This is a genomic window from Streptomyces sp. NBRC 109706 (assembly GCF_000974485.1).
GTDB lineage: Bacteria > Actinomycetota > Actinomycetes > Streptomycetales > Streptomycetaceae > Streptomyces.
In genome coordinates this window covers 140,085-159,768 of record NZ_BBOM01000011.1, presented here as the reverse complement: position 1 = coordinate 159,768, position 19,684 = coordinate 140,085, and the positions used below count along the sequence as shown (strand labels likewise).

The 19,684-nt window shown below is 71.9% G+C and carries 18 protein-coding genes; 2 read left to right on the top strand and 16 right to left on the bottom strand.

Annotation, left to right across the window (positions count from 1 at the left end):
• Positions 1-139 precede the first annotated feature (139 nt).
• Positions 140-1,369, top strand: coding sequence for a DUF349 domain-containing protein (locus AOM46_RS25475; protein WP_062215546.1), 1,230 nt, complete (start codon positions 140-142; stop codon positions 1,367-1,369).
• Between the two features lie 87 nt (positions 1,370-1,456).
• Here AOM46_RS25475 and AOM46_RS25470 read toward each other — a convergent pair whose 3' ends face one another.
• From AOM46_RS25470 to pgsA, 15 genes are all read right to left on the bottom strand, one after another.
• Positions 1,457-3,907, bottom strand: a complete 2,451-nt coding sequence (locus AOM46_RS25470) for a bifunctional (p)ppGpp synthetase/guanosine-3',5'-bis(diphosphate) 3'-pyrophosphohydrolase (protein WP_062215544.1) — start codon at positions 3,905-3,907, stop codon at positions 1,457-1,459.
• Positions 3,908-4,115: 208 nt separating this feature from the next.
• Complete coding sequence (locus tag AOM46_RS25465; RefSeq protein WP_078857181.1) at positions 4,116-4,685, bottom strand: adenine phosphoribosyltransferase; 570 nt, start codon at positions 4,683-4,685, stop codon at positions 4,116-4,118.
• Complete coding sequence (gene secF, locus AOM46_RS25460) at positions 4,682-5,899, bottom strand: protein translocase subunit SecF (protein WP_062215541.1); 1,218 nt, start codon at positions 5,897-5,899, stop codon at positions 4,682-4,684. The genes AOM46_RS25465 and secF overlap by 4 nt, the downstream gene beginning before the upstream one ends.
• Before the next feature lies 1 nt (position 5,900).
• Complete coding sequence (gene secD / locus AOM46_RS25455; RefSeq protein ID WP_062215539.1) at positions 5,901-7,814, bottom strand: protein translocase subunit SecD; 1,914 nt, start codon at positions 7,812-7,814, stop codon at positions 5,901-5,903.
• Positions 7,815-7,905: 91 nt separating this feature from the next.
• Positions 7,906-8,373, bottom strand: coding sequence for a preprotein translocase subunit YajC (gene yajC, locus AOM46_RS25450; RefSeq protein WP_062215537.1), 468 nt, complete (start codon positions 8,371-8,373; stop codon positions 7,906-7,908).
• A gap of 173 nt (positions 8,374-8,546) precedes the next feature.
• Entirely contained in the window at positions 8,547-9,611 is a 1,065-nt protein-coding gene (ruvB, locus tag AOM46_RS25445; protein WP_062215535.1) for a Holliday junction branch migration DNA helicase RuvB, read from the bottom strand.
• A 71-nt stretch (positions 9,612-9,682) separates the two neighbouring features.
• Positions 9,683-10,318, bottom strand: a complete 636-nt coding sequence (gene ruvA / locus AOM46_RS25440) for a Holliday junction branch migration protein RuvA (RefSeq protein WP_062215533.1) — start codon at positions 10,316-10,318, stop codon at positions 9,683-9,685.
• A complete protein-coding gene (gene ruvC / locus AOM46_RS25435; protein WP_062215532.1) occupies positions 10,315-10,899 on the bottom strand; it encodes a crossover junction endodeoxyribonuclease RuvC in 585 nt (194 codons plus the stop codon). The genes ruvA and ruvC overlap by 4 nt, the downstream gene beginning before the upstream one ends.
• A gap of 256 nt (positions 10,900-11,155) precedes the next feature.
• On the bottom strand, positions 11,156-11,908 hold the full coding sequence (locus AOM46_RS25430; protein WP_062215530.1) for a YebC/PmpR family DNA-binding transcriptional regulator: 753 nt from the start codon (positions 11,906-11,908) through the stop codon (positions 11,156-11,158).
• Between the two features lie 67 nt (positions 11,909-11,975).
• Complete coding sequence (gene pdxT / locus AOM46_RS25425; protein ID WP_062215527.1) at positions 11,976-12,587, bottom strand: pyridoxal 5'-phosphate synthase glutaminase subunit PdxT; 612 nt, start codon at positions 12,585-12,587, stop codon at positions 11,976-11,978.
• The gene (pdxS, locus tag AOM46_RS25420) at positions 12,577-13,500 is read right to left on the bottom strand and encodes a pyridoxal 5'-phosphate synthase lyase subunit PdxS (protein ID WP_062215526.1); all 924 of its coding nucleotides are present in this window, start codon (positions 13,498-13,500) and stop codon (positions 12,577-12,579) included. The genes pdxT and pdxS overlap by 11 nt, the downstream gene beginning before the upstream one ends.
• 178 nt (positions 13,501-13,678) lie before the next feature.
• Positions 13,679-14,239 (bottom strand): hypothetical protein, encoded by a 561-nt coding sequence (locus tag AOM46_RS25415; RefSeq protein ID WP_062215524.1) that lies wholly within the window; start codon positions 14,237-14,239, stop codon positions 13,679-13,681.
• Between the two features lie 23 nt (positions 14,240-14,262).
• Complete coding sequence (locus tag AOM46_RS25410) at positions 14,263-15,423, bottom strand: glycosyltransferase family 4 protein (RefSeq protein ID WP_062215516.1); 1,161 nt, start codon at positions 15,421-15,423, stop codon at positions 14,263-14,265.
• Complete coding sequence (locus AOM46_RS25405; protein WP_062215514.1) at positions 15,420-16,352, bottom strand: phosphatidylinositol mannoside acyltransferase; 933 nt, start codon at positions 16,350-16,352, stop codon at positions 15,420-15,422. The genes AOM46_RS25410 and AOM46_RS25405 overlap by 4 nt, the downstream gene beginning before the upstream one ends.
• Positions 16,349-17,074, bottom strand: a complete 726-nt coding sequence (gene pgsA, locus AOM46_RS25400) for a phosphatidylinositol phosphate synthase (RefSeq protein ID WP_062215512.1) — start codon at positions 17,072-17,074, stop codon at positions 16,349-16,351. The genes AOM46_RS25405 and pgsA overlap by 4 nt, the downstream gene beginning before the upstream one ends.
• 290 nt (positions 17,075-17,364) lie before the next feature.
• Here pgsA and AOM46_RS25395 point away from each other — a divergent pair, with 290 nt between their 5' ends.
• Positions 17,365-19,041 (top strand): Yip1 family protein, encoded by a 1,677-nt coding sequence (locus tag AOM46_RS25395; protein ID WP_062215509.1) that lies wholly within the window; start codon positions 17,365-17,367, stop codon positions 19,039-19,041.
• Between the two features lie 42 nt (positions 19,042-19,083).
• Here the strand turns inward: AOM46_RS25395 and AOM46_RS25390 are convergent, their stop codons facing one another.
• A complete protein-coding gene (locus AOM46_RS25390) occupies positions 19,084-19,641 on the bottom strand; it encodes an HIT domain-containing protein (RefSeq protein WP_062215507.1) in 558 nt (185 codons plus the stop codon).
• Positions 19,642-19,684: the final 43 nt, after the last annotated feature.

Genomic DNA, 19,684 nt, shown 5'->3' with positions numbered 1-19,684 from the left:
GGGTGGGGTGTCGCCTATGTTTGGCCGTGTGCGGGGCCTGGCGCGTCGGCGTGCGGGCCCGGCAGCCGGTGTGGGCCGGCGAGAACTGTGGACGGTGCCGCGGGTGTTGAGCCCGTCGCGCATCAAAAGAGGAGGCGCTGTGAGCAGCGAGCCGTGGGGCCGTGTTGATGAGTCGGGGACCGTGTACGTGCGGACAGCCGACGGGGAAAAGGTCGTCGGCTCCTGGCAGGCGGGCTCTCCCGACGAGGCGCTTGCCTACTTCGAGCGCAAGTATGAGGGCCTGGTCGTGGAGATCGGCCTGTTGGAGCGCCGGGTGCGCACCACGGACCTCTCCGCCAAGGACGCCACGGCCGCCATCGACCATCTGCGGGCGCAGGTGGACGAGGGCCACGCCGTCGGCGATCTGCTGGCCCTGGGCAAGCGTCTTGACGCGCTGGTGGCGACGGTCGACTCCCGCCGCGAGGAACGGAAGGCGGCGCGCGCCAAGCAGAGCGAGGAGGCCAGGGCGGCCAAGGAGGCCCTGGTCACCGAGGCCGAGGAGTTGGCGGCCAGCGACCAGTGGCGGGCCGCGGGCGAGCGGCTGCGCGCCCTGGTGGACACCTGGAAGGGCCTGCCCCGGCTCGACCGCAAGACCGACGACGAGCTGTGGCACCGCTTCTCCCACGCCCGTTCGGCGTTCTCCAAGCGGCGCAAGGCGCATTTCGCCGCGCTGGACGCGCAGCGGGAGGAGACCAGGCGGCGCAAGGAGAAGCTGATCAGCGAGGCCGAGGCGCTGTCCGGATCCACCGACTGGGGCGCCACGGCCACGCGTTACCGCGAGCTGATGCGGGACTGGAAGGCCGCGGGCCGGGCGCACCGGGACGCGGAGGAGGATCTGTGGGCCCGTTTCCGGGCCGCGCAGGACGTCTTCTTCCAGGCTCGTGGCGCGGTGTTCGCCGAGCGGGACTCGGAGCAGCGGGAGAATCTCGCGCGCAAGGAGGAGTTGGCCGCCGAGGCGGAGAAGCTGCTGCCGATCACCGATCTCAAGTCGGCCAAGGCGGCGCTGCGTTCGATCGGCGAGCGCTGGGAGGCGATCGGCCATGTGCCGCGTGACTCCAGGGCCGGGGTCGAGGGGCGGATGCACACCGTGGAACGCGCGGTGCGCGAGGCCGAGGACGCCGAGTGGCGGCGGTCCAACCCGGAGGCCAGGGCCCGCGCCGCGGGGCTGACCGGCCAGCTGCAGGACGCCGTCGACCGGCTGCGGGAGCAGGCGGAGAAGGCGCGGGCGGCGGGCAACACGGCGAAGGCGGAGAAGCTGGAGCAGGAGCTGGCCGGCCGCCAGGCGCTGCTGGACCAGGCGCTCAAGGGCCTCCAGGAGTTCGGTGGTTGACCGGTTCGACAACGGAAACGGCGGCGGGCGGTCGGGAGTTGATCCCGACCGCCCGCCGTTCTCTCCGGGTGTCTCCGTGCCGCGCCCTCAGGGGCGGCGCGGGGAGGTGACCCGGTAGACGTCGTAGACGCCCTCGACGCGGCGTACCGCGCGCAGCACATGGCCGAGGTGCTTGGGGTCGCCCATCTCGAAGGTGAACCGGGATGTCGCCACCCGGTCCCTCGATGTCTGCACGGCCGCCGACAGGATGTTCACATGCTGGTCGGAGAGGACCCGGGTGACATCGGACAGCAGCCGGGAGCGGTCCAACGCCTCGACCTGGATGGCGACGAGGAAGACGGACGACTGGGTGGGCGCCCACTCGACGTCCAGGATGCGTTCCGGCTCCTGGGAGAGGGAGTCGACGTTGACGCAGTCCGCGCGGTGCACCGAGACGCCGTTGCCCCGGGTGACGAAACCGATGATCGGATCGCCGGGGACCGGCGTACAACAGCGGGCGAGCTTGACCCAGACGTCCTCCACGCCCTTGACCACCACGCCGGGGTCGGCCGCCGAGCGGCGGCGGGCGCCGGCCGGCACCGGGGGCGCGGTCTCGGCCAGGTCCTCGTTGGCCGCGTCCTCGCCGCCGACCGCCTGGACCAGCTTCTGCACCACGCTCTGCGCCGAGACATGGCCCTCGCCGATCGCGGCATAGAGGGACGAGATGTCCGGGTAGCGCATCTCATGGGCGAGGGTGACCAGGGAGTCCCCGGTGAGCACGCTCTGGATGGGCAGGTTCTGCTTGCGCATGGCCCGGGCGATCAGGTCCTTGCCCTGCTCGATGGCCTCGTCCCTGCGCTCCTTGGAGAACCAGCCACGGATCTTGTTGCGCGCCCTGGGCGACTTGACGAAGCCTAGCCAGTCGCGGGACGGGCCGGCGCCGTCGGCCTTGGAGGTGAAGATCTCCACGGTGTCGCCGTTGTCCAGGGTGGACTCCAGCGGCACCAGGCGGCCGTTGACCTTGGCGCCTATGGTGCGGTGGCCCACCTCGGTGTGCACCGCGTAGGCGAAGTCGACGGGGGTGGCGCCGGCGGGCAGCGCGATCACGTCGCCGGTCGGGGTGAAGACGAAGACCTCGTTGCGGGAGAGGTCGAAGCGCAGCGACTCCAGGAACTCGCCCGGGTCCTCCGTCTCCTTCTGCCAGTCGAGCAACTGCCGCAGCCACGCCATGTCGTTGACGGTGCCGCTCTTGTCCCCGGCCCGCTTGGGGCTGTCGGTGCGGACCTTGGACGAGCCGGCGACGGCCTGCTGCTTGTACTTCCAGTGCGCCGCGATGCCGAACTCGGCCCGCCGGTGCATGTCGAAGGTGCGGATCTGCAGTTCGACGGGCTTGCCGCCAGGGCCTATCACGGTGGTGTGCAGGGACTGGTACATGTTGAACTTGGGCATCGCGATGTAGTCCTTGAACCGCCCCGGCACCGGGTTCCACCGGGCGTGCACGGTGCCGAGCGCCGCGTAGCAGTCGCGGACGGTGTCCACCAGGACGCGGATGCCCACCAGATCGTAGATCTCGGCGAAGTCCCGGCCGCGCACGATCATCTTCTGGTAGACGCTGTAATAGTGCTTGGGCCGTCCGGTGACCGTGGCCTTGATCCGGGCGCCGCGCAGATCCGCCTGCACCTCGTCGATCACCGTGGCCAGATACTCGTCCCGCTTGGGCGCCCGCTCCGCGACCAGCCGCACGATCTCGTCGTACATCTTGGGGTAGAGGATGGCGAAGGCCAGATCCTCCAGCTCCCACTTGATGGTGTTCATGCCCAGCCGGTGCGCCAGCGGGGCGTAGATCTCCAGCGTCTCGCGGGCCTTCTGCTCCTGCTTCTCCCGCTTCAGGAACCGCATGGTGCGCATGTTGTGCAGCCGGTCGGCCAGCTTGATGACCAGGACCCTGGGGTCCTTGGCCATGGCGACGACCATCTTGCGGACCGTCTCGGCCTGCGCGGCCTCGCCGAACTTGACCTTGTCCAGCTTGGTGACGCCGTCCACCAGCAGCGCCACCTGGTCGCCGAAGTCGCGCCGCAGCGTCTCCAGGCCGTACTCGGTGTCCTCGACGGTGTCGTGCAGCAGCCCCGCCATCAGGGTGGCCGCGTCCATGCCCAGCTCGGCCAGGATGGTCGTGACGGCCAGCGGGTGGGTGATGTAGGGATCGCCGCTCTTGCGCTTCTGCCCCCGGTGCCACCGCTCGGCGACCTGGAACGCCTGCTCGATCTGGCGCAGCGCGGCGGTGTCCGCCTTGGGGTCGTTGGCCCGCACCACCCGCAGCAGCGGCTCCAGGACCGGGTTGTACGGGGTGGAGCGCTGGACGCCGAGTCTGGCCAGCCGCGCCCTGACCCGGTTCGACGAACCCGAGCGGCCGGAGACGCCGGAGACGGCGGGAGTGGCCGGCGGGGCCGTGGCGCCCTGCGCCGGGGAGTCCGCGCCACCGTCGCGCCAGCTCAGGGCCGTGGAGGGCTTGCTGTTCTTCCGCTGCGTGGAGGTGAGCGGCTGGGCGTCGTCGGGCAAGGGCACTCCTTGTGCGGCCCCTCTCCGCGCCTGGTGGGCTCGGCGGGGGGAACGGTCCTCCTGGCCGTACACGGCGTGGAGAAGAGTCCGGCCGGGGAACGATCGGACTGCCATGGTAACGAGGCCGGGCAAACCGTTCGCGTTCAGCCGGCACACGCGCGGGGGCGCCCGCCTCGACGGCGGACGCCCCTGCTGTGTACGCGCTGTGTCAGACGGTGATGAGCGCCTGGTAGGGGGTGTCGCCCAGGGCGGCGAGCACACGTTCCCTGCCGGGAAGGAAACCCAACTCCATCAGCACGGCCAGACCGGCGAGCCGCGCCCCGGTGCGCCGCACCAGGCCGATGGCCGCCTCGGCGGTCCCGCCGGTGGCCAGCACGTCGTCGACGATCAACACCCGGTCGTCGGGGGAAAGATCCTCGGCGTGGATCTCGATCTCCGCGCTGCCGTACTCCAGGTCGTACCGCTGCGCCAGGGTGGCGCCCGGCAGCTTGCCGGCCTTGCGCACCGGGATGAAGCCGATCCCGGCGCGCAGCGCCACCGGGGCGCCGAGGATGAAGCCGCGCGCTTCAAGACCGACGACCTTGGTGGCCCGCTGCTCCCTGGCGATCTCGGACAGCGCGTCGACCGTCGCGGAGAACGCCTCCGGATCGGACAGCAGCGGGGTGATGTCCTTGAACACGATGCCGGGCTTGGGGTAGTCGGCGACCTCCCTGACCCGGCTCAGCAGCAGCTCACCGAGCTGCGGCCGAGCGGCCTCGCGCGATGTCACGCCCGTCACCGCCGCTTGCCCGAGGGACGGCCCCGGCCCCTGCCGCGGGAGACCGGCTGACGGCGCGGACCGCGCCGCTGGCCACCGGCCGCGCCCACCGGGGTGGCCGTGTCGTCGTCGACCGCGTCGGCCCCGCCTTGGTCCGACGCATCGCCCGACGCATCGCCCGACGCGTCGTCCGCCGGGGAGTCGGCCGGCGCGTCGGCGCTCCTGGCCGCCTCCGCCGTCTCGACCAGCTCCGGCTCCCCGCTCTCCTCGCGCTTGCGGCGCTTGAGGAGAACGCGCCGGTCGTTGGCCGCGATCAGCGGCTCCCGCGACTTGAAGTCGGCGACCAGCGGGGTGGCGATCATGATCGAGGAATAGGCACCGGCCGCCAGGCCGACGAAGATCGACAGCGCGATGTCGTTGAGCATCCCGCCACCCAGCAGACCACCGCCGATGAAGAGCAGGCCGGCGACCGGCAGCAGCGCCACCACCGAGGTGTTGATGGAGCGCACCAGGGTGGCGTTGAGGCTGCGGTTGGCCAACTCCCGGTAGGTGTACCTGGATTGGCGGGTGACGTTGTGGGTGGTCTCCTTGAGGCTGTCGAAGACCACCACCGTGTCGTAGAGCGAGTACCCGAGGATGGTCAGCAGGCCGATGACCGTGCCGGGGGTGACCTCGAAGCCGACCAGCGCATAGACGCCGACCGTGATCGTCAGGTCGTGCACCAGGGCGATCAGCGCCGCCAGCGCCATCCGCCACTCGAAGGCGATGGCCAGATAGATGACCACCAACACCATGAAGATCGCCAGGCCCTGCCAGGCCCGCTCGGCGATCTGCTCACCCCAACTGGGGCCGATCACTTCGGCGTTGAGCTCCGAGGTGGGGATGCCCAGCTCCTCGGCGAGGGCCGCCCGCAGCTCGTTGGACTGCTCCGGCTCCAGGCCACCGACCTGGATCCGCATGCTGTCGTCGCTCAGGGTGTTGACCAGCGGCATATGGCCGGTCTCCGCCCTGACCACGTCCCTGGCCTGCTCCTCGGAGATCTCGGTGGGCGGGGTGGTGAACATCGCGCCCCCCTCGAACTCCACGCCCATCTGGAGACCGCGCAGCGGCAGGGCCGCGAACGCGAGGATGGTGATCAGCAGGGAGACGGTGTACCAGACCTTGCGCTGGCCAACGATGTTGAGCTTGACATCGCCCCGATAGAGCCGGGCGCCGAGATCGCCGAGCCGTGACATCTCACGCCTCCTTGGGGTCGGAGGGAACAACGGGGGCCGGACGGCGCGCTCGGCGCAGCGGTGGGGACGCGCCCAGACGCCTGGGGTCGAGCCCGGACCAGGGGTGCCCGCTGGAGAAGAACTTCCGCCGGGCCGCCAGCGTCATCAGCGGCTTGGTGAAGAGGAAGACCACCAGCACGTCCAGCAGGGTGGTGAGGCCCAGCGTGAAGGCGAAGCCCTGCACCTTGCCGACGCTGACGATGAAGAGCACCGCGGCCGCCAGGAAGGAGACGAAGTCGGAGACCAGGATCGTGCGCCGGGCGCGCGGCCAGGCCCGCTCCACGGCGGGACGCAGGGTGCGTCCCTCGCGGATCTCGTCCCTTATCCGTTCGAAGTAGACGATGAACGAGTCCGCCGTGATGCCGATGGCGACGATCGCGCCGCAGACGGCCGGCAGATGGAGCGCGAAGCCGATGGCCGGGCCGAGCAGCGCCATGATCGCGTAGGTCAGGATGCCGGAGATCACGAGGCTGGCCAGCGCGATCAGAGACAGACCGCGGTAGTAGAGCAGCATGTACAGCACGACCAGGCCCAGGCCGATGCCACCGGCGATCAGACCGGCGCGCAGCTGCTCGCCGCCCAGGGTCGGGGAGACGGTGGAGACGCTGGCCTCGTCGAAGCTCAGCGGCAGCGCGCCGTACTTCAGGATGTTGGCCAGCTCTTCCGACGACTCCTGGTTGAACGTGCCGGAGATCTCGGCGCGGCCACCGCCGAGCCGCTGCCGGACGCTGGGCGCGGAGACAGTCTCGCCGTCGAGCACGATGGCGAACTGGTTCTGCGGCTCGACCTGGGTGGACAGCTGCGAGGTGATGTCGGCGAACCGGTTGGCGCCGCCGCCGGTGAACTCCATCTGGACGATCCACCCCTGGTTGGGGTCGTAGACGGAGTTGGCGTCCTTGACGTCGGTGCCGGGGACGCCGACCGGACCGAGGGCGTACTTCACGGGGCGCTCGGCGTCGCAGGAGACGATGGGCTCCTCGTCCTTCGCCTCGGCGGCGGCCCGGCTGGCGGCCAGCCTGGCGTCCGGCGTGGTGCAGTCCAGCTCCTGGAGGCGGGCCTGGAGAGCGGCGGCGTCGGCGGCCGGGTCGTCGCCCTCGGCACCGTCCTCGGCCGGCTCCTCGGACTCTGCACCGTCCTCCGCCGGCTCCTCGGACTCGGCGCCGTCGTCGGCCGGCTCGTCGTCGGTGCGGTAGGAGGCCGGCGACAGGCCGCCGGTGTCCCGGTCGGCGCCGGGGACGCCGAGGCTCTGGTCCTCCTGGCCCTCGCCGGGCTCCTCGGTGGCGTCGTCCGCCGGGTCCTCAGCGGGGTCCTCGGTGGGATCCGCTTCGGGATCCTCCGCCCCCTCCTCGGCCGGGTCCTCGCCGTCGGCACCTTCCTCGGCACCTTCCTCGGCGGGGTCCTCGGCCCCTTCCTCGCCCTCGGGCGCGGGCTCCTGCGGCGGCAGGGCGTCCGCCGCCGCGAGCACGGGGCGGAAGCCCAGCTCGGCGGTGGTACCGACCTGCTCCCTGGCCTGCTCCTCGTCGGTCCCCTTGGGGATGTTGACGATGATGTTCTCGCTGCCCTGGGTCTGGACCTCGGCCTCCTGCACGCCGAGACCGTTGACGCGGCGCTCGATGATGGAGACGGCCGTGTTCAGGTTGGTCTCGTTGACCGCGCTCTCGTCACCCGCGTCGGGGCGGGCGGTGAGCGTGATGCTCGTTCCGCCGGCGAGGTCGATGCCGAGCCGTGGCGTGGTGTGCCCCGACAGGAACATGCCTCCGGTGAGCACGACCACGATCAGCAGGATCAACGCCAGGGCCATGCCCGGCCTGCCCTGGCCCCGGGACCTCAGATCCCGCTTTCGTGAGGGCCCCAGGCCCTTCTTCGGTGTCGCCACCTTCTCGTCTTCTCTCTGTCCAATGCCCCGCGCACCCGGTGCTCGCGGCAGGGCTCAGGGGAATGACTGACGAACGGCCGAAGCCGTAGCCCTACGCCTTGGAACCGCTTTCGCCCTCGTCGTCACCCCGGTCGCGCCGCTTGGCCGACGAGTCCTCGGCCTCCCGCGCCTCGTCCTCGCCGTCGTTCTTCTCCAACTCCACCCGGTCGTCCGCCTCGTCGGCGGTCAGGGCCGAGGCGTCGTCGGGGACGACCACGGACTCCTCGTCCTCGGGCTCGTCGCCGTTGACGATCCGCTCGTACTCGTCCTCGTCCAGGACGACGGCGATCGCGTTCTTGGCGTAGACGGTGTGCACGCCGGGCGCGACTTCCAGCACTACCGTGTCCTCCCGCACCTCCTTGACCTCGGCGTACATGCCGCCGATGGTCCGCACACCGGTGCCGGGCTCAATCGATTCCCGCATCTCCAGCGCCTGACGCTGGCGGTTCTTGGCGGAGCGCGTCATCAGGAACATGACGCCGATGAGCAGAATGAGAGGGAAGAGAAACGCGATATCCACGGCGGGGGAATTTCCTTTGTTTGGCCGCTTTCACGGCCCGGCATTCGGGGGTCAGGGTGCCGACCTAGGGGCGGAAGGCATCGGCGGAGTCTAAGCGAGGCTGCGCCGGGGGAACAACGTCCAGGATGCTATCGAAGTTCCTCGGGGGGCGATTCACGCCTGCTGGGACGCCGTCACGTCCCGAACAGTCCCGGTTGTCCGCCGGGGGGCGCCTCGGGTGGGGTGAGGCCCAGATGCCGCCAGGCCGCCGGGGTGGCCACCCGGCCCCTGGGGGTGCGGGCCAGCAGCCCCTCCCGCACCAGGAACGGCTCGGCCACCTCCTCCACCGTCTCCCGCTCCTCCCCCACCGCGACCGCCAGCGTGGAGAGGCCGACCGGGCCGCCGCCGAACAGCTTGAGCAGCGCCCGCAACACCGCGCGGTCCAGCCGATCGAGGCCCAGGGCGTCCACCTCGTAGACCTCGAGGGCGCTGGCCGCGACCTCCCTGGTGACCACCCCGTCCGCCCTGATCTGGGCGTAGTCCCGCACCCTGCGCAGCAGCCGGTTGGCGATCCTGGGGGTACCACGGGAGCGGCCGGCGATCTCCCCCGCGCCCTCGGCGGTGACCTCGACGCCCAGCAGCCCGGCCGAGCGGTGCACCACCCGCTCCAGCTCGGCCGGCTCGTAGAACTCCATGTGCCCGGTGAAACCGAACCGGTCGCGCAGCGGGGGCGGCAGCAGCCCCGCCCTGGTGGTGGCCCCGACCAGGGTGAACGGGGGCAGCTCCAACGGGATGGCGGTGGCGCCCGGGCCCTTGCCGACGACCACGTCGACGCGGAAGTCCTCCATGGCCATGTAGAGCATCTCCTCGGCGGGCCGGGACATGCGGTGGATCTCGTCCAGGAAAAGGACCTCTCCCTCGGCCAACGAGGAGAGGATCGCGGCCAGATCGCCGGCGTGCTGGATGGCGGGGCCCGAGGTGATGCGGATCGGGGCGGCCATCTCGGCCGCGATGATCATGGAGAGGGTGGTCTTGCCGAGCCCCGGGGAGCCGGAGAGCAGCACATGGTCCGCCGTGCCGCCCCTGGCCCTGGCGGCGCGCAGCACCAGGTCGAGCTGCTCGCGGACCCGTCGCTGCCCGATGAACTCGCCCAGGTCCTTGGGGCGCAGCGCCGCCTCGACCGCCAGATCCTCGCCGTCGGCCACCGCGCCGACCAGCCGGTCAACGCCGCCGCCCACGCTGTCGTCGTCCGGGCTCACTTCGGCTGTCCTCCTGGGGGTTGGGCTCCGCGGTCGGGTACGTCGGGCGATCGGGTCAGCGGGCGGTCGGGTCAGCGGGCGCGGTTGAGGGACTGCAGCGCGGTGCGCAGCAGCGCGGCGACGGCCGGCTGGCCGCCCTCGGCGAGCGTGGCCTCGGCCTGCGGCGTCACGACCTCGACGGCGCGCTCCGCCTCGCGCGGCTGGTAGCCGAGGCCGACGAGGGCGGCGTGCAGCTGGTCGCGCCAGCCGGGCGCCGGCCCGCCACCGGCCCGCTGCGCCGGCGGCTGCGGCGCATGGGAGCCCACGGGGGCGCCAAGCCGGTCCTTCAGCTCCAGCAGAAGCTTCTGCGCGCCCTTCTTGCCGATGCCGGAGACGGCGGTGAGCGCCTTCTCGTCCCCCGTGGCCACGGCGAGCCGCAGCCCGTCGGGGCGGTGCGCGGCCAACATCGCCTGCGCCAGCCGGGGGCCGACGCCGCTGGCCGTCTGCAGCAGCTCGAAGACCTGTCGTTCGTCCTCGTCGGCGAAGCCGTAGAGGGTGAGCGAATCCTCGCGGACCACCAGCGAGGTGGCCAGCCTGGCGGGCTCGCCGACGCGCAGCGCGGCCAGCGTGGGGGGCGTGCAGCGCACGGCGAGCCCGACGCCGCCGACCTCGACCACCGCGGTGTCGGTGGTGAGGGCGGCCACGGGCCCCTGGACAAAGGCGATCATGCGGGGGCGCCGCCCTTCGGTGAAGAGTTCGGTGGGGGGTCCGGTGGGGTGACAGCGGGGACGAGGCGGGCGACCGCCGCCGACTGGGCGGCGCGCAGGCGCTGTTGGGCGGGCGCGCGCCAGATATGACAGATCGCCAGGGCGAGCGCGTCGGCCGCGTCCGCCGGCTTGGGCGGTGCGGCGAGCCGCAGCAGCCGGGTGACCATGGCGCCGACCTGGGCCTTGTCGGCCTGGCCGCTGCCGGTGACGGCGGCCTTGACCTCGCTGGGGGTGTGCAGCGCGACCGGCAGCCCACGCCGCGCGGCGCAGAGCATGGCGACCGCGCTGGCCTGGGCCGTGCCCATCACCGTGCGCACGTTGTGCTGGCTGAACACCCGCTCCACGGCAACGGATTCCGGCTGGTGCGCGTCCAACCACTCCTCCATGCCGCGTTCGATCTCCACCAGGCGGGACGCCGTCTCGGCCTCCGCCGGGGTGCGGATCACGCCGACCGCCAGCATCCGCAGCGGGCGGCCGGCCGCGCCGTCCACCACGCCGATGCCACAGCGGGTCAGCCCCGGGTCAACTCCCAGTACCCGCACCGGCTCTCCTCGCTCTCGCCCCCAGGGGCCGGCCCGCTGGCCAGCCGCCTGGCAGGCTACCTGGCGGCACTGACAACGCGCGGCGCGCGGCAGCCGCCCGGCGTGGCGACGGCCCCCACGCGGCACGTGGGGGCCGTCCAAGAAGCCGCTGCGGCCGGGCCGTTGACCCGCCGGCGGTGCGACGCGCGGCCCAGGACCTGCCCGGCTCTCCCGGACACCGGGCCGGGAGGTACGAGGGCGCTCCGCAGGACAGGCGCTACGCGTCCACCTTGGCCATCACCTCGTCGGCGACGTCGAAGTTGGCGAAGACGTTCTGCACGTCGTCGCTGTCCTCCAACGCGTCGATGAGGCGGAAGATCTTGCGCGCCCCGTCCTCGTCCAACTCCACCTGCATGGTGGGGACGAAGCTGGCCTCCGCCGAGTCGTAGTCGATGTCGGCCTCCTGGAGCGCGGTGCGCACCGCGACCAGATCGCCGGCCTCGCTGACCACCTCGTAGGACTCCCCCAGGTCGTTGACCTCCTCGGCGCCCGCCTCGAGCACCGCGCCCAGCACATCGTCCTCGGCCAGTTCGCCCTTGGGGACGATCACCACGCCCTTGCGGTTGAAGAGGTAGGAGACCGAGCCCGGGTCGGCCATCGAACCGCCGTTGCGGGTCATCGCCACCCGGACGTCGGAGGCGGCGCGGTTGCGGTTGTCGGTGAGGCATTCGATCAGCACGGCGACACCGTTGGGGCCATAGCCCTCGTACATGATCGTCTGGTAGTCCGCACCGCCAGCCTCAAGGCCCGCGCCGCGCTTGACCGCGCGGTCGATGTTGTTGTTGGGGACCGAGCTCTTCTTGGCCTTCTGGATGGCGTCGAAGAGCGTGGGGTTGCCGTCCGGGTCGCCGCCGCCGGTGCGCGCCGCGACCTCGATGTTCTTGATCAGCTTGGCGAACAGCTTGCCGCGCTTGGCATCGATCACGGCCTTCTTGTGCTTGGTGGTTGCCCACTTGGAGTGGCCGGACACAGCGCTGCTCCTTCGATGTCGCCAACTATTTCCGTTACGTCGATCGCCCAGCGATCCTACCGGCAGCTCAGCGGGCCGCCGCGCGCACCATGGCGAGGAAGAGCGCGTGCACCCGGTGGTCGCCGGTCAGCTCGGGGTGGAACGCGGTCGCCAGCAGGTTCCCCTGGCGGACGGCCACGCTGTGCCCCCGGTGTTCGGCGATCGACTCGGCGGCGGCCCCGATGGACTCGACCCAGGGGGCGCGGATGAAGACGCCCCGCACCGGGCCGCCCGGCACCCCGGCGACCTCGACGGCGGCCTCGAAGGACTCGTTCTGCCGGCCGAAGGCGTTGCGGCGGACGATCATGTCGATGCCGCCGACCGTCTCCTGCCCCGATCTCGGGTCCAGGATCTTGTCGGCGAGCATGATCATCCCGGCGCAGGAGCCGTAGACGGGCAGCCCGTCGGCGACCCGGTCGCGCAGCGGGGCCAGCAGGCCGAAGGCGCCTGCCAGCTTGGAGATGGTGGTGGACTCGCCGCCGGGGATCACCAGCCCCGAGACGGCGGCCAGCTCCTCGGGCCTGCGGACCGGCCGGGGCTCGGCCCCGGCCGCGCGCAGCGCCGTCAGATGCTCGCGGACGTCGCCCTGCAGCGCGAGGACGCCCACCGCCGGCGCGGCGGCCTCCGCGTCACCAGCCACGGTTCGCGTAGCGCTCGGCGCCCGGCTCCGCGTCCAGGTTGATGCCGACCATGGCCTCCCCCAGGCCCCGGGAGACATCGGCGACGACCTTGGGGTCGTCGTAGAAGGTGGTGGCCTTGACCACGGCGGCGGCGCGCTTGGCCGGGTCGCCGGACTTGAAGATGCCGGAGCCGACGAAGACGCCCTCGGCGCCGAGTTGACGCATCAGCGCGGCGTCGGCCGGGGTCGCCACGCCGCCGGCGGAGAAGAGGACGACGGGGAGCTTGCCCAGCTCGGCCACCTCGCGGACCAGCTCGTAGGGGGCGCGCAGCTCCTTGGCCGCGGCGTACAGCTCGTGGTTGTCCAGCGCCCGCAGCCGGCCGATCTCGCCCCTGATCTGCCGCATGTGGCGGACGGCCTCGACCACGTTGCCGGTGCCGGCCTCGCCCTTGGAGCGGATCATGGCGGCGCCCTCGGCGATCCGCCGCAGGGCCTCGCCCAGGTTGGTGGCGCCACAGACGAAGGGGGTGGTGAAGGACCACTTGTCGGTGTGGTTGACCTCGTCGGCCGGGGTGAGCACCTCGGACTCGTCGATGTAGTCCACGCCGAGCGCCTGCAGCACCTGGGCCTCGACCAGGTGCCCGATGCGGGACTTGGCCATCACCGGGATGGAGACGGCCTCGATGATGCCGTCGATCATGTCCGGGTCGGACATCCGGGCGACCCCGCCGTCCCTGCGGATGTCGGCGGGCACCCGTTCCAGGGCCATCACGGCCACCGCACCGGCGTCCTCGGCGATCCTGGCCTGCTCGGGGGTGACCACGTCCATGATCACCCCGCCCTTGAGTTGCTCGGCCATGCCGCGCTTGACGCGGGCGGTGCCGGTCTCCGGGTTCGCCGGGGCGGAGCTGGTGCTTTCGGGCGTGCTGGACACGGATCGACCTCACTCGAAGGGGGGTTACGCGACGGTAATCGTGCGACGAGTCGATGGTAGGACGACGGTCTGGGCGGACCGTGGGGGCCTCCCGAGCCCGCTCGTCACGCCGTCGAACGGCTGCCGCACTTCCCCATTTCACCCGAAGGTGGCCTTGTCCGGAAGGGCCAATCGTCCCTCAGTGGCTCGCCGAACCGTCGCCCCGCAACGGCTCCACCAGGGCGGCCGGCGGTTCGTCGTCCATCTCGAAGGCCAGCGGGAACGGCGCGTGCCCGGCCAGCCGGAGCCAGCGGACGGTGCGGTGGCGGCGGACGGCCCTGGCCGCCCTGACCGCGTCGTTGTGGAACCGGCGGGCCATCGGGACCCGGCGCACGGCGGCCACCAGCTCCTCGGCGCCGGCCTCCCCGCCGGGCGCGTCCAACATCGCCCGCACCTGGGCCCGTTCGGCGAAGACCGCGCGCAGCGCCTGGGTCAGCTCGCTCTCCGCGACCTCCCGCTGCTCGTCCTCGGCGAGACGGGCGGCGTGCGCGGCCTGGTAGAGGACCATCGAGGCGGCGGGGTCGAAGACGCCGGCGGTGGCGAGTTCCTGGGTGATGGAGGCACGCCGCAGCAGCTGGGCGTCCAGCGCGGCCCTGGCCGCGTCCATCCTGGCGTGCAGCCGGTCGAGCCGCCCGGCCGTCCAGCTCAGATAGACGCCGATCAACAGCAGCGCGACGACGACGGAGATGACAGTGGTCACGCCCAGTGACCCTACCCGGGTGGTCAGTCCCTGGCGAAGCCCAGGCGGCCCAGCAGCCCGACGCGGTCGTCGGGGGCGACCGCACCGCGCCCGGCGGTGACCGTCTCGTAGACCGCCAGCACATCGGCGCCGACCGTCGACCAGTCGAAGCGCCGCACATGCCGGCTGCCGCGTTCCCGCAGCTCGGCCAGGCGTTCCGGGGCGCCGAGCAGCCGCAGCGCGGCGGCGGCCAGCGCGTCCGCGTCCTCGTTGACGAACAGCTCGCCCGCCGTGCCGCCGTCCAGCACCTGGGCGAACGCGTCGAGATCGCTGGCCAGCACGGGCGCCCCCGCGGACAGCGCCTCGACCAGGATGATGCCGAAGCTCTCGCCGCCGGTGTTGGGCGCCACATAGAGGTCGACGCTGCGCAGCAGGCCGGCCTTCTCCTCGTCGGTGATCATGCCGAGGAACGTCACCCGCTCCCGCAGCTCGGCGGGCAGCGTGGCGACCGCCTCCTTCTCGTCGCCCCGCCCGGCGACCAGCAGCCGGGTGGTGGGGCGGGCGGCCAGGATGGTGGGCAGCGCCCGCATCAGCACCGGCAGGCCCTTGCGCGGCTCGTCGATGCGGCCGATGAAGCCGATGGTGTCGCCCTGCCACTCGGCTCGGGGCTCGGCGTCGGCGAAGAAGCCCACGTCCACCCCGTTGGGGATGACGACCGCGTCGCCGCCCAGATGCTCGACCAGCGTGCGCCGGGCGTACTCGCTGACCGCGATCCTGGCGCTGATCTTCTCCAGCGCCGGCTGGAGGATCGGATAGGCCGCGACCATGGCGCGGGAGCGCGGGTTGGAGGTGTGGAAGGTGGCGACGATGGGCCCGCGCGCGGCCCAGCAGGTGAGCAGCCCGAGCGAGGGCACCACCGGCTCGTGGATGTGCAGCACGTCGAAGTCGCCGTCGTGGACCCAGCGGCGGACCTTGGAGACCGACATCAGGCCGAGGTTCACCCGCGCGACCGAACCGTTGTAGGGCACCGAGACGGCGCGGCCGGCGGAGACCACATAGGGCGGCAGCGGGGTGTCCTCGTCGGCCGGGGCGAGCACCGAGACATGGTGGCCCCGTTCGATCAGGTGCTCGGCCAGGTCGCGCACATGGAACTGCACCCCGCCGGGGACGTCCCAGGAGTAGGGGCAGACGATGCCGATCCTCATGCCCCGCGCTCCTCGGCTCGGTCGGCCGGCCGGGGCGCCGGCCTCGGGTCCAGATCGGCCGTCCACAGCCGTTGCAGCATGTGCCAGTCCTGGGGGTGTGCGGCGATGGCGTCGGCGAACCGGTCGGCCAGGGCCTGGGTCAGCGCGGCGGTGCGCTCGGCGCGGGTGCCGTCCTCCGGCACCGGCAGCGGCGCCATCACCCGCCCCTTCATCACCGGGGTCTCGTCGTACCAGAGGGACACCGGCAGCAGCGCGGCGCCGGTCTGCTGGGCGAGCAGGGCGGGTCCCGCCGGCATGGTGGCCGTCTCGCCGAAGAAGGTGACGGGCACCCCGGAGGCGGACAGATCGCGGTCGGCGACCAGGGCCACCACGCCGCCGGCGCGCAGCCGCCGGGCGAGCTTGCCGAAGGCGACCCCGCCATCGTGCGCCACCACCTCCATGCCCAGGCCCTCGCGGTAGGCGATAAAACGGTCGAACAGCCGCTCGGGCTTGAGCCGTTCGGCGACCGTGGTGAACGGGGTGCGCAGCTCGGTGACCAGCCAGCTGCCGGCCAGATCCCAGTTGGCCAGGTGCGGCAGGGCCAGCACCACGCCCCTGCCCGCGTCGATGGCGTCGGTGAGATGGTGCTGGTCCTCAAGGCGCAGCGCGCCGCCGATCCGTGCCGCGCTCCAGACCGGGAGCCGGAAGGACTCCACCCAGTAGCGGAGATAGCTGCGCATCCCGGCCCGGGAGAGCGCGCGCAGCTCGGCCTCGTCGGCGTCGGGCCGCACCCGGGCCAGGTTGGCCTCCAGCTGCCGCACCCGTGGGCCGCGACGCCGCCAGGCGGAGTCGGCGGCGCGCCGGCCCAGGGCCACGGCGGCCGGCTCGGGCAGGCGCTTGACCGCGCTCCAGCCGAGCTGGTAGCCGAGGTCGGCGAGACGCTCCCTCATCCGCGCTCGCTCTTCCCCTCCGCCGGCTCGGGCGCATCGGCGACGCCGTCCCGGTCGGCAGCGGCGTCGGCAGCGGCTGCGGCGTCGGCGGCGTCGGCCTCGGCCGACTCGCGGCGCACCGTGACCATCCGCTGGACCAGCGTGATCAGGCTGCCGACGGCAACCACCCACAGGGCGATCGGCAGCAGCAGGTCGATATGCGGCACGCCGAACGTGCGCTCCCAGCCGGCGAAGCCCGCGCAGACCAGCGTGATCACCAGCCGTTCGGCCCGTTCCACCAGCCCGTTGACCCGGACCGGCAGGCCGATGCTCTCGCCCCTGGCCTTGGTGTACGACACCACCTGGCCGCTGGCCAGGCAGAACAGCGTGACGGCGCAGAGCACCAGATGGTCGCCGCCGCCGGCGTACCAGAGCGCGATCCCGGCGAAGATCGCCGCGTCCGCGACCCGGTCCAGGGTGGAGTCCAGGAAAGCGCCCCAGCGACTGGACACCCCGAGCTGGCGGGCCATGTTCCCGTCCACCAGATCGGAGAAGACGAACAGGGTGATGACGACGGTGCCCCAGAAGAACTCGCCCCTGGGGAAGAAGGCCAGCGCTCCCGCCATGACTCCGGCGGTTCCGACGAGGGTCACCGCGTCCGGGCTCACCCGCAGCCGAAGCAGCATGGCGGCGAACGGGGTGAGGACACGCGTGAAGAATGCACGCGCGTACTTGTTGAGCATGTCCTTCCCAGGGGGTTCGCATCGGGCCACGCGGGACGGCGGCCACCGGAGGGCCCATCGTAGTCACGCCCGGCGGCCTCCCCCGCCCACCCCGCCCCGGCGGCGGGAACTGGCCTATCCGGCAGCGCCGTTGTGCCCGACGCCGATAGGCTGGCCACGGCAGGTGTCGCGCCCGCCCGGGGCGGGAACGGGCCTGTCGGCGGATCTCGTGTGAGGACGGTTCTTCGTGCGCGTCGAAGCGGTTCATCGATGGCGCTTCTTCCGGTACGGCTCAGGGAGTGGGGGCGGTCATGACGGCGCTTGACGACCTACGGAACGCGGCCGGTGTGGAGTTCGACTTCGCCCCCGGCGCCCAGGTGCCGCTGTCCGGCGCCAACAGCGGGCGCACCGGGCTCAGCCAGCGGATCGCGTCCGTGGCCTACCGGGAGGGCGACCCGGCCGACATCAAGGAGCCCAACGACGGGGCCAGTGTCAACAAGGGCAAGTTCTCCCTGCTGGAGCCCAACCTGGGCGAGGCGTTCACCCGCGCCATCGAGACCAGGATGCTCTCCGACGGGCGCAAGCCGCTGATCCAGTCCTTCGGCGCCGAGCCGCAGGTGGTGGTCGAGCACGCGCTGGCGGCCAAGCGCATCAGACGGCAGCGGGACAGCCGGCTGACGTTGATCATGGTGGTCTTCGGGCTGCTCTTCCTGCCCGGGGTGGCGCTCTATCTCGGGCTCTTCCAGCTGCGCCGCACCTTCGCCGGCTCCCAGGACAAACGCGCCGGCGCGCTGGGCACGCTGCTCCTGTTCGGCATCGGCGGTCTCGCCGTGCTGGCGGTGCTGCGCGCCCCGGTGGACGGCGTGCTCCAGATCTATCTCTGGGCGATGCTGCCGGCGCCGATCCTGGGCTGGTTCCTGGCCCGGCAGGTCAGCGAGCGCACCGCGCAGAACCTCAGGGCGCACTGGGGCGATCTGGCCGGCGGCGGCAAGTCCGGCGCCGCCGTGCCCGAGGCCGTCCCGCAGAACCCCAACGACGCGGAGGCCGAGCGGCTGCGCATCGGGCTCGCCAAGCTGGCCGCCGAGCAGTCGAGCAACCTCACCTACTACGCCGGCACCAAGGGCATACTCGGCATGGGCGTGCGCTGGGGCAGCTGGCAGCTCGCCGAGGATCTGCACCCGCGCGACCCGGGGCGGGAGATCGACCCGTTCCGCAGCTGGGACGTGGCCAGGGCCATCGGCGACCAGCTGCGGATGCTGGAGCGCGGCCCGTTGCACACCGGCGGCTTCACCCCGCCCTCCATAGTCCACTGGGTGGTGCGGCATGTGGGCGAGGGCGCCGGCGAGGTGTCCCGCCCCGACGGGCCGACGGCGGACGGCTACAGCTTCAGCAATATCGAGGTCCAGCGGATCTGTAACGAATCGCAGTTCAACGCCGGGGACCGGCACTATCTGGGCGTCCAGTTCGTGCTGTGGGACGGCGAGTTGATCGTCACCATGATGATCTCGGTGACGGTCCTGCACCACACGCTGCGGATCGAGGTCTCCGGCTACGCGCTGGGCCCGTTGGACGGCTTCTTCGCCAAGGGCCCCAGCCCCGACAAGAAAAAGGTCAGGGACTTCCCCAAGTTCTGGAAGACCCACGAGGTGGAGCTGCCGGCGGTGAAGCCCAGCGAGGTGGTGCGGCTGGCCGCGCGCGCCCCGCTCACCTGGTTCCCCAAGACGCTGGACAAGTACGGCGGCTCGCTCGGCCTGCCGGAGCCCTTCGGGCTGCGGCACACCTGGGCCACCACGCCGTGGAAGAACCGCTTCATGGTGGACGACGTGCTGCGCACCGCGACGCCGGTGCTGCGCGTGGCGCATGCCGCCGCGTTCCGGGTGCTGCGGGAGAACGGCGTGGACATAACGCCGTTCGACGCCAGGTCGCAGGCGCTCAGCGGCCAGATCCAGGATCCGGGCCCCAAGCACGCCGACGACTACAACATGTGACGGCCGTGCCCCGGGCCACGGCCCGGGGCATCGGGAGCGTCGTCAGCTCGGCCAGGCGTCGGCGAGCATCCGCCGGGTGTCGGCGAGGAGTTGGGGCAACACCTTGGTGTGGCCCACCACCGGCATGAAGTTGGCGTCGCCGCCCCAGCGCGGCACCACGTGCTGGTGCAGATGGGGCGCGATCCCGGCGCCGGCCGCCGAGCCCTGGTTCATCCCGATGTTGAAGCCGTGCGCCCCCGAGGCCGCGCGGATGGCGGTCATGGCCCGCTTGGTGAACACGGCCAACTCGGCGGTCTCCGCGTCGGTCAGCTCCGTGTAGTCGGCGACATGACGGTAGGGCACCACCAGCAGATGGCCACCGTTGTAGGGGTAGAGGTTGAGCACCGCGTAGACGGTCTCCCCCCGGGTGATGACCAGGCCGTCCTCGTCGCTCTTGCCGGGGATCGCACAGAACGGACACCCGTCCTCGGCCCCGGGCCCGGTGGGTTTCCCCTCGCCCTGGATATAGGCCATCCGGTGAGGCGTCCACAGGCGTTGGAACGCGTCCGGTGTCCCCACCCCGATCTGCTGCTCCGGCTCGCTGCTCATGCCGGTCAGCATATGGCGTCGGACGCCGGTCGCGGGCCCCGGGGCGGCCCCCGGA

Coding starts and splice junctions, on each gene's coding strand:
- secF (WP_062215541.1), bottom strand. CDS start 5,899: ATGTCACGGCTCGGCGATCTCGGCGCCCGGCTCTATCGGGGCGATGTC.
- ruvA (WP_062215533.1), bottom strand. CDS start 10,318: ATGATCGCCTTTGTCCAGGGGCCCGTGGCCGCCCTCACCACCGACACC.
- AOM46_RS25410 (WP_062215516.1), bottom strand. CDS start 15,423: ATGAGGATCGGCATCGTCTGCCCCTACTCCTGGGACGTCCCCGGCGGG.
- AOM46_RS25405 (WP_062215514.1), bottom strand. CDS start 16,352: ATGAGGGAGCGTCTCGCCGACCTCGGCTACCAGCTCGGCTGGAGCGCG.
- pgsA (WP_062215512.1), bottom strand. CDS start 17,074: ATGCTCAACAAGTACGCGCGTGCATTCTTCACGCGTGTCCTCACCCCG.
- AOM46_RS25395 (WP_062215509.1), top strand. CDS start 17,365: ATGACGGCGCTTGACGACCTACGGAACGCGGCCGGTGTGGAGTTCGAC.
- AOM46_RS25390 (WP_062215507.1), bottom strand. CDS start 19,641: ATGCTGACCGGCATGAGCAGCGAGCCGGAGCAGCAGATCGGGGTGGGG.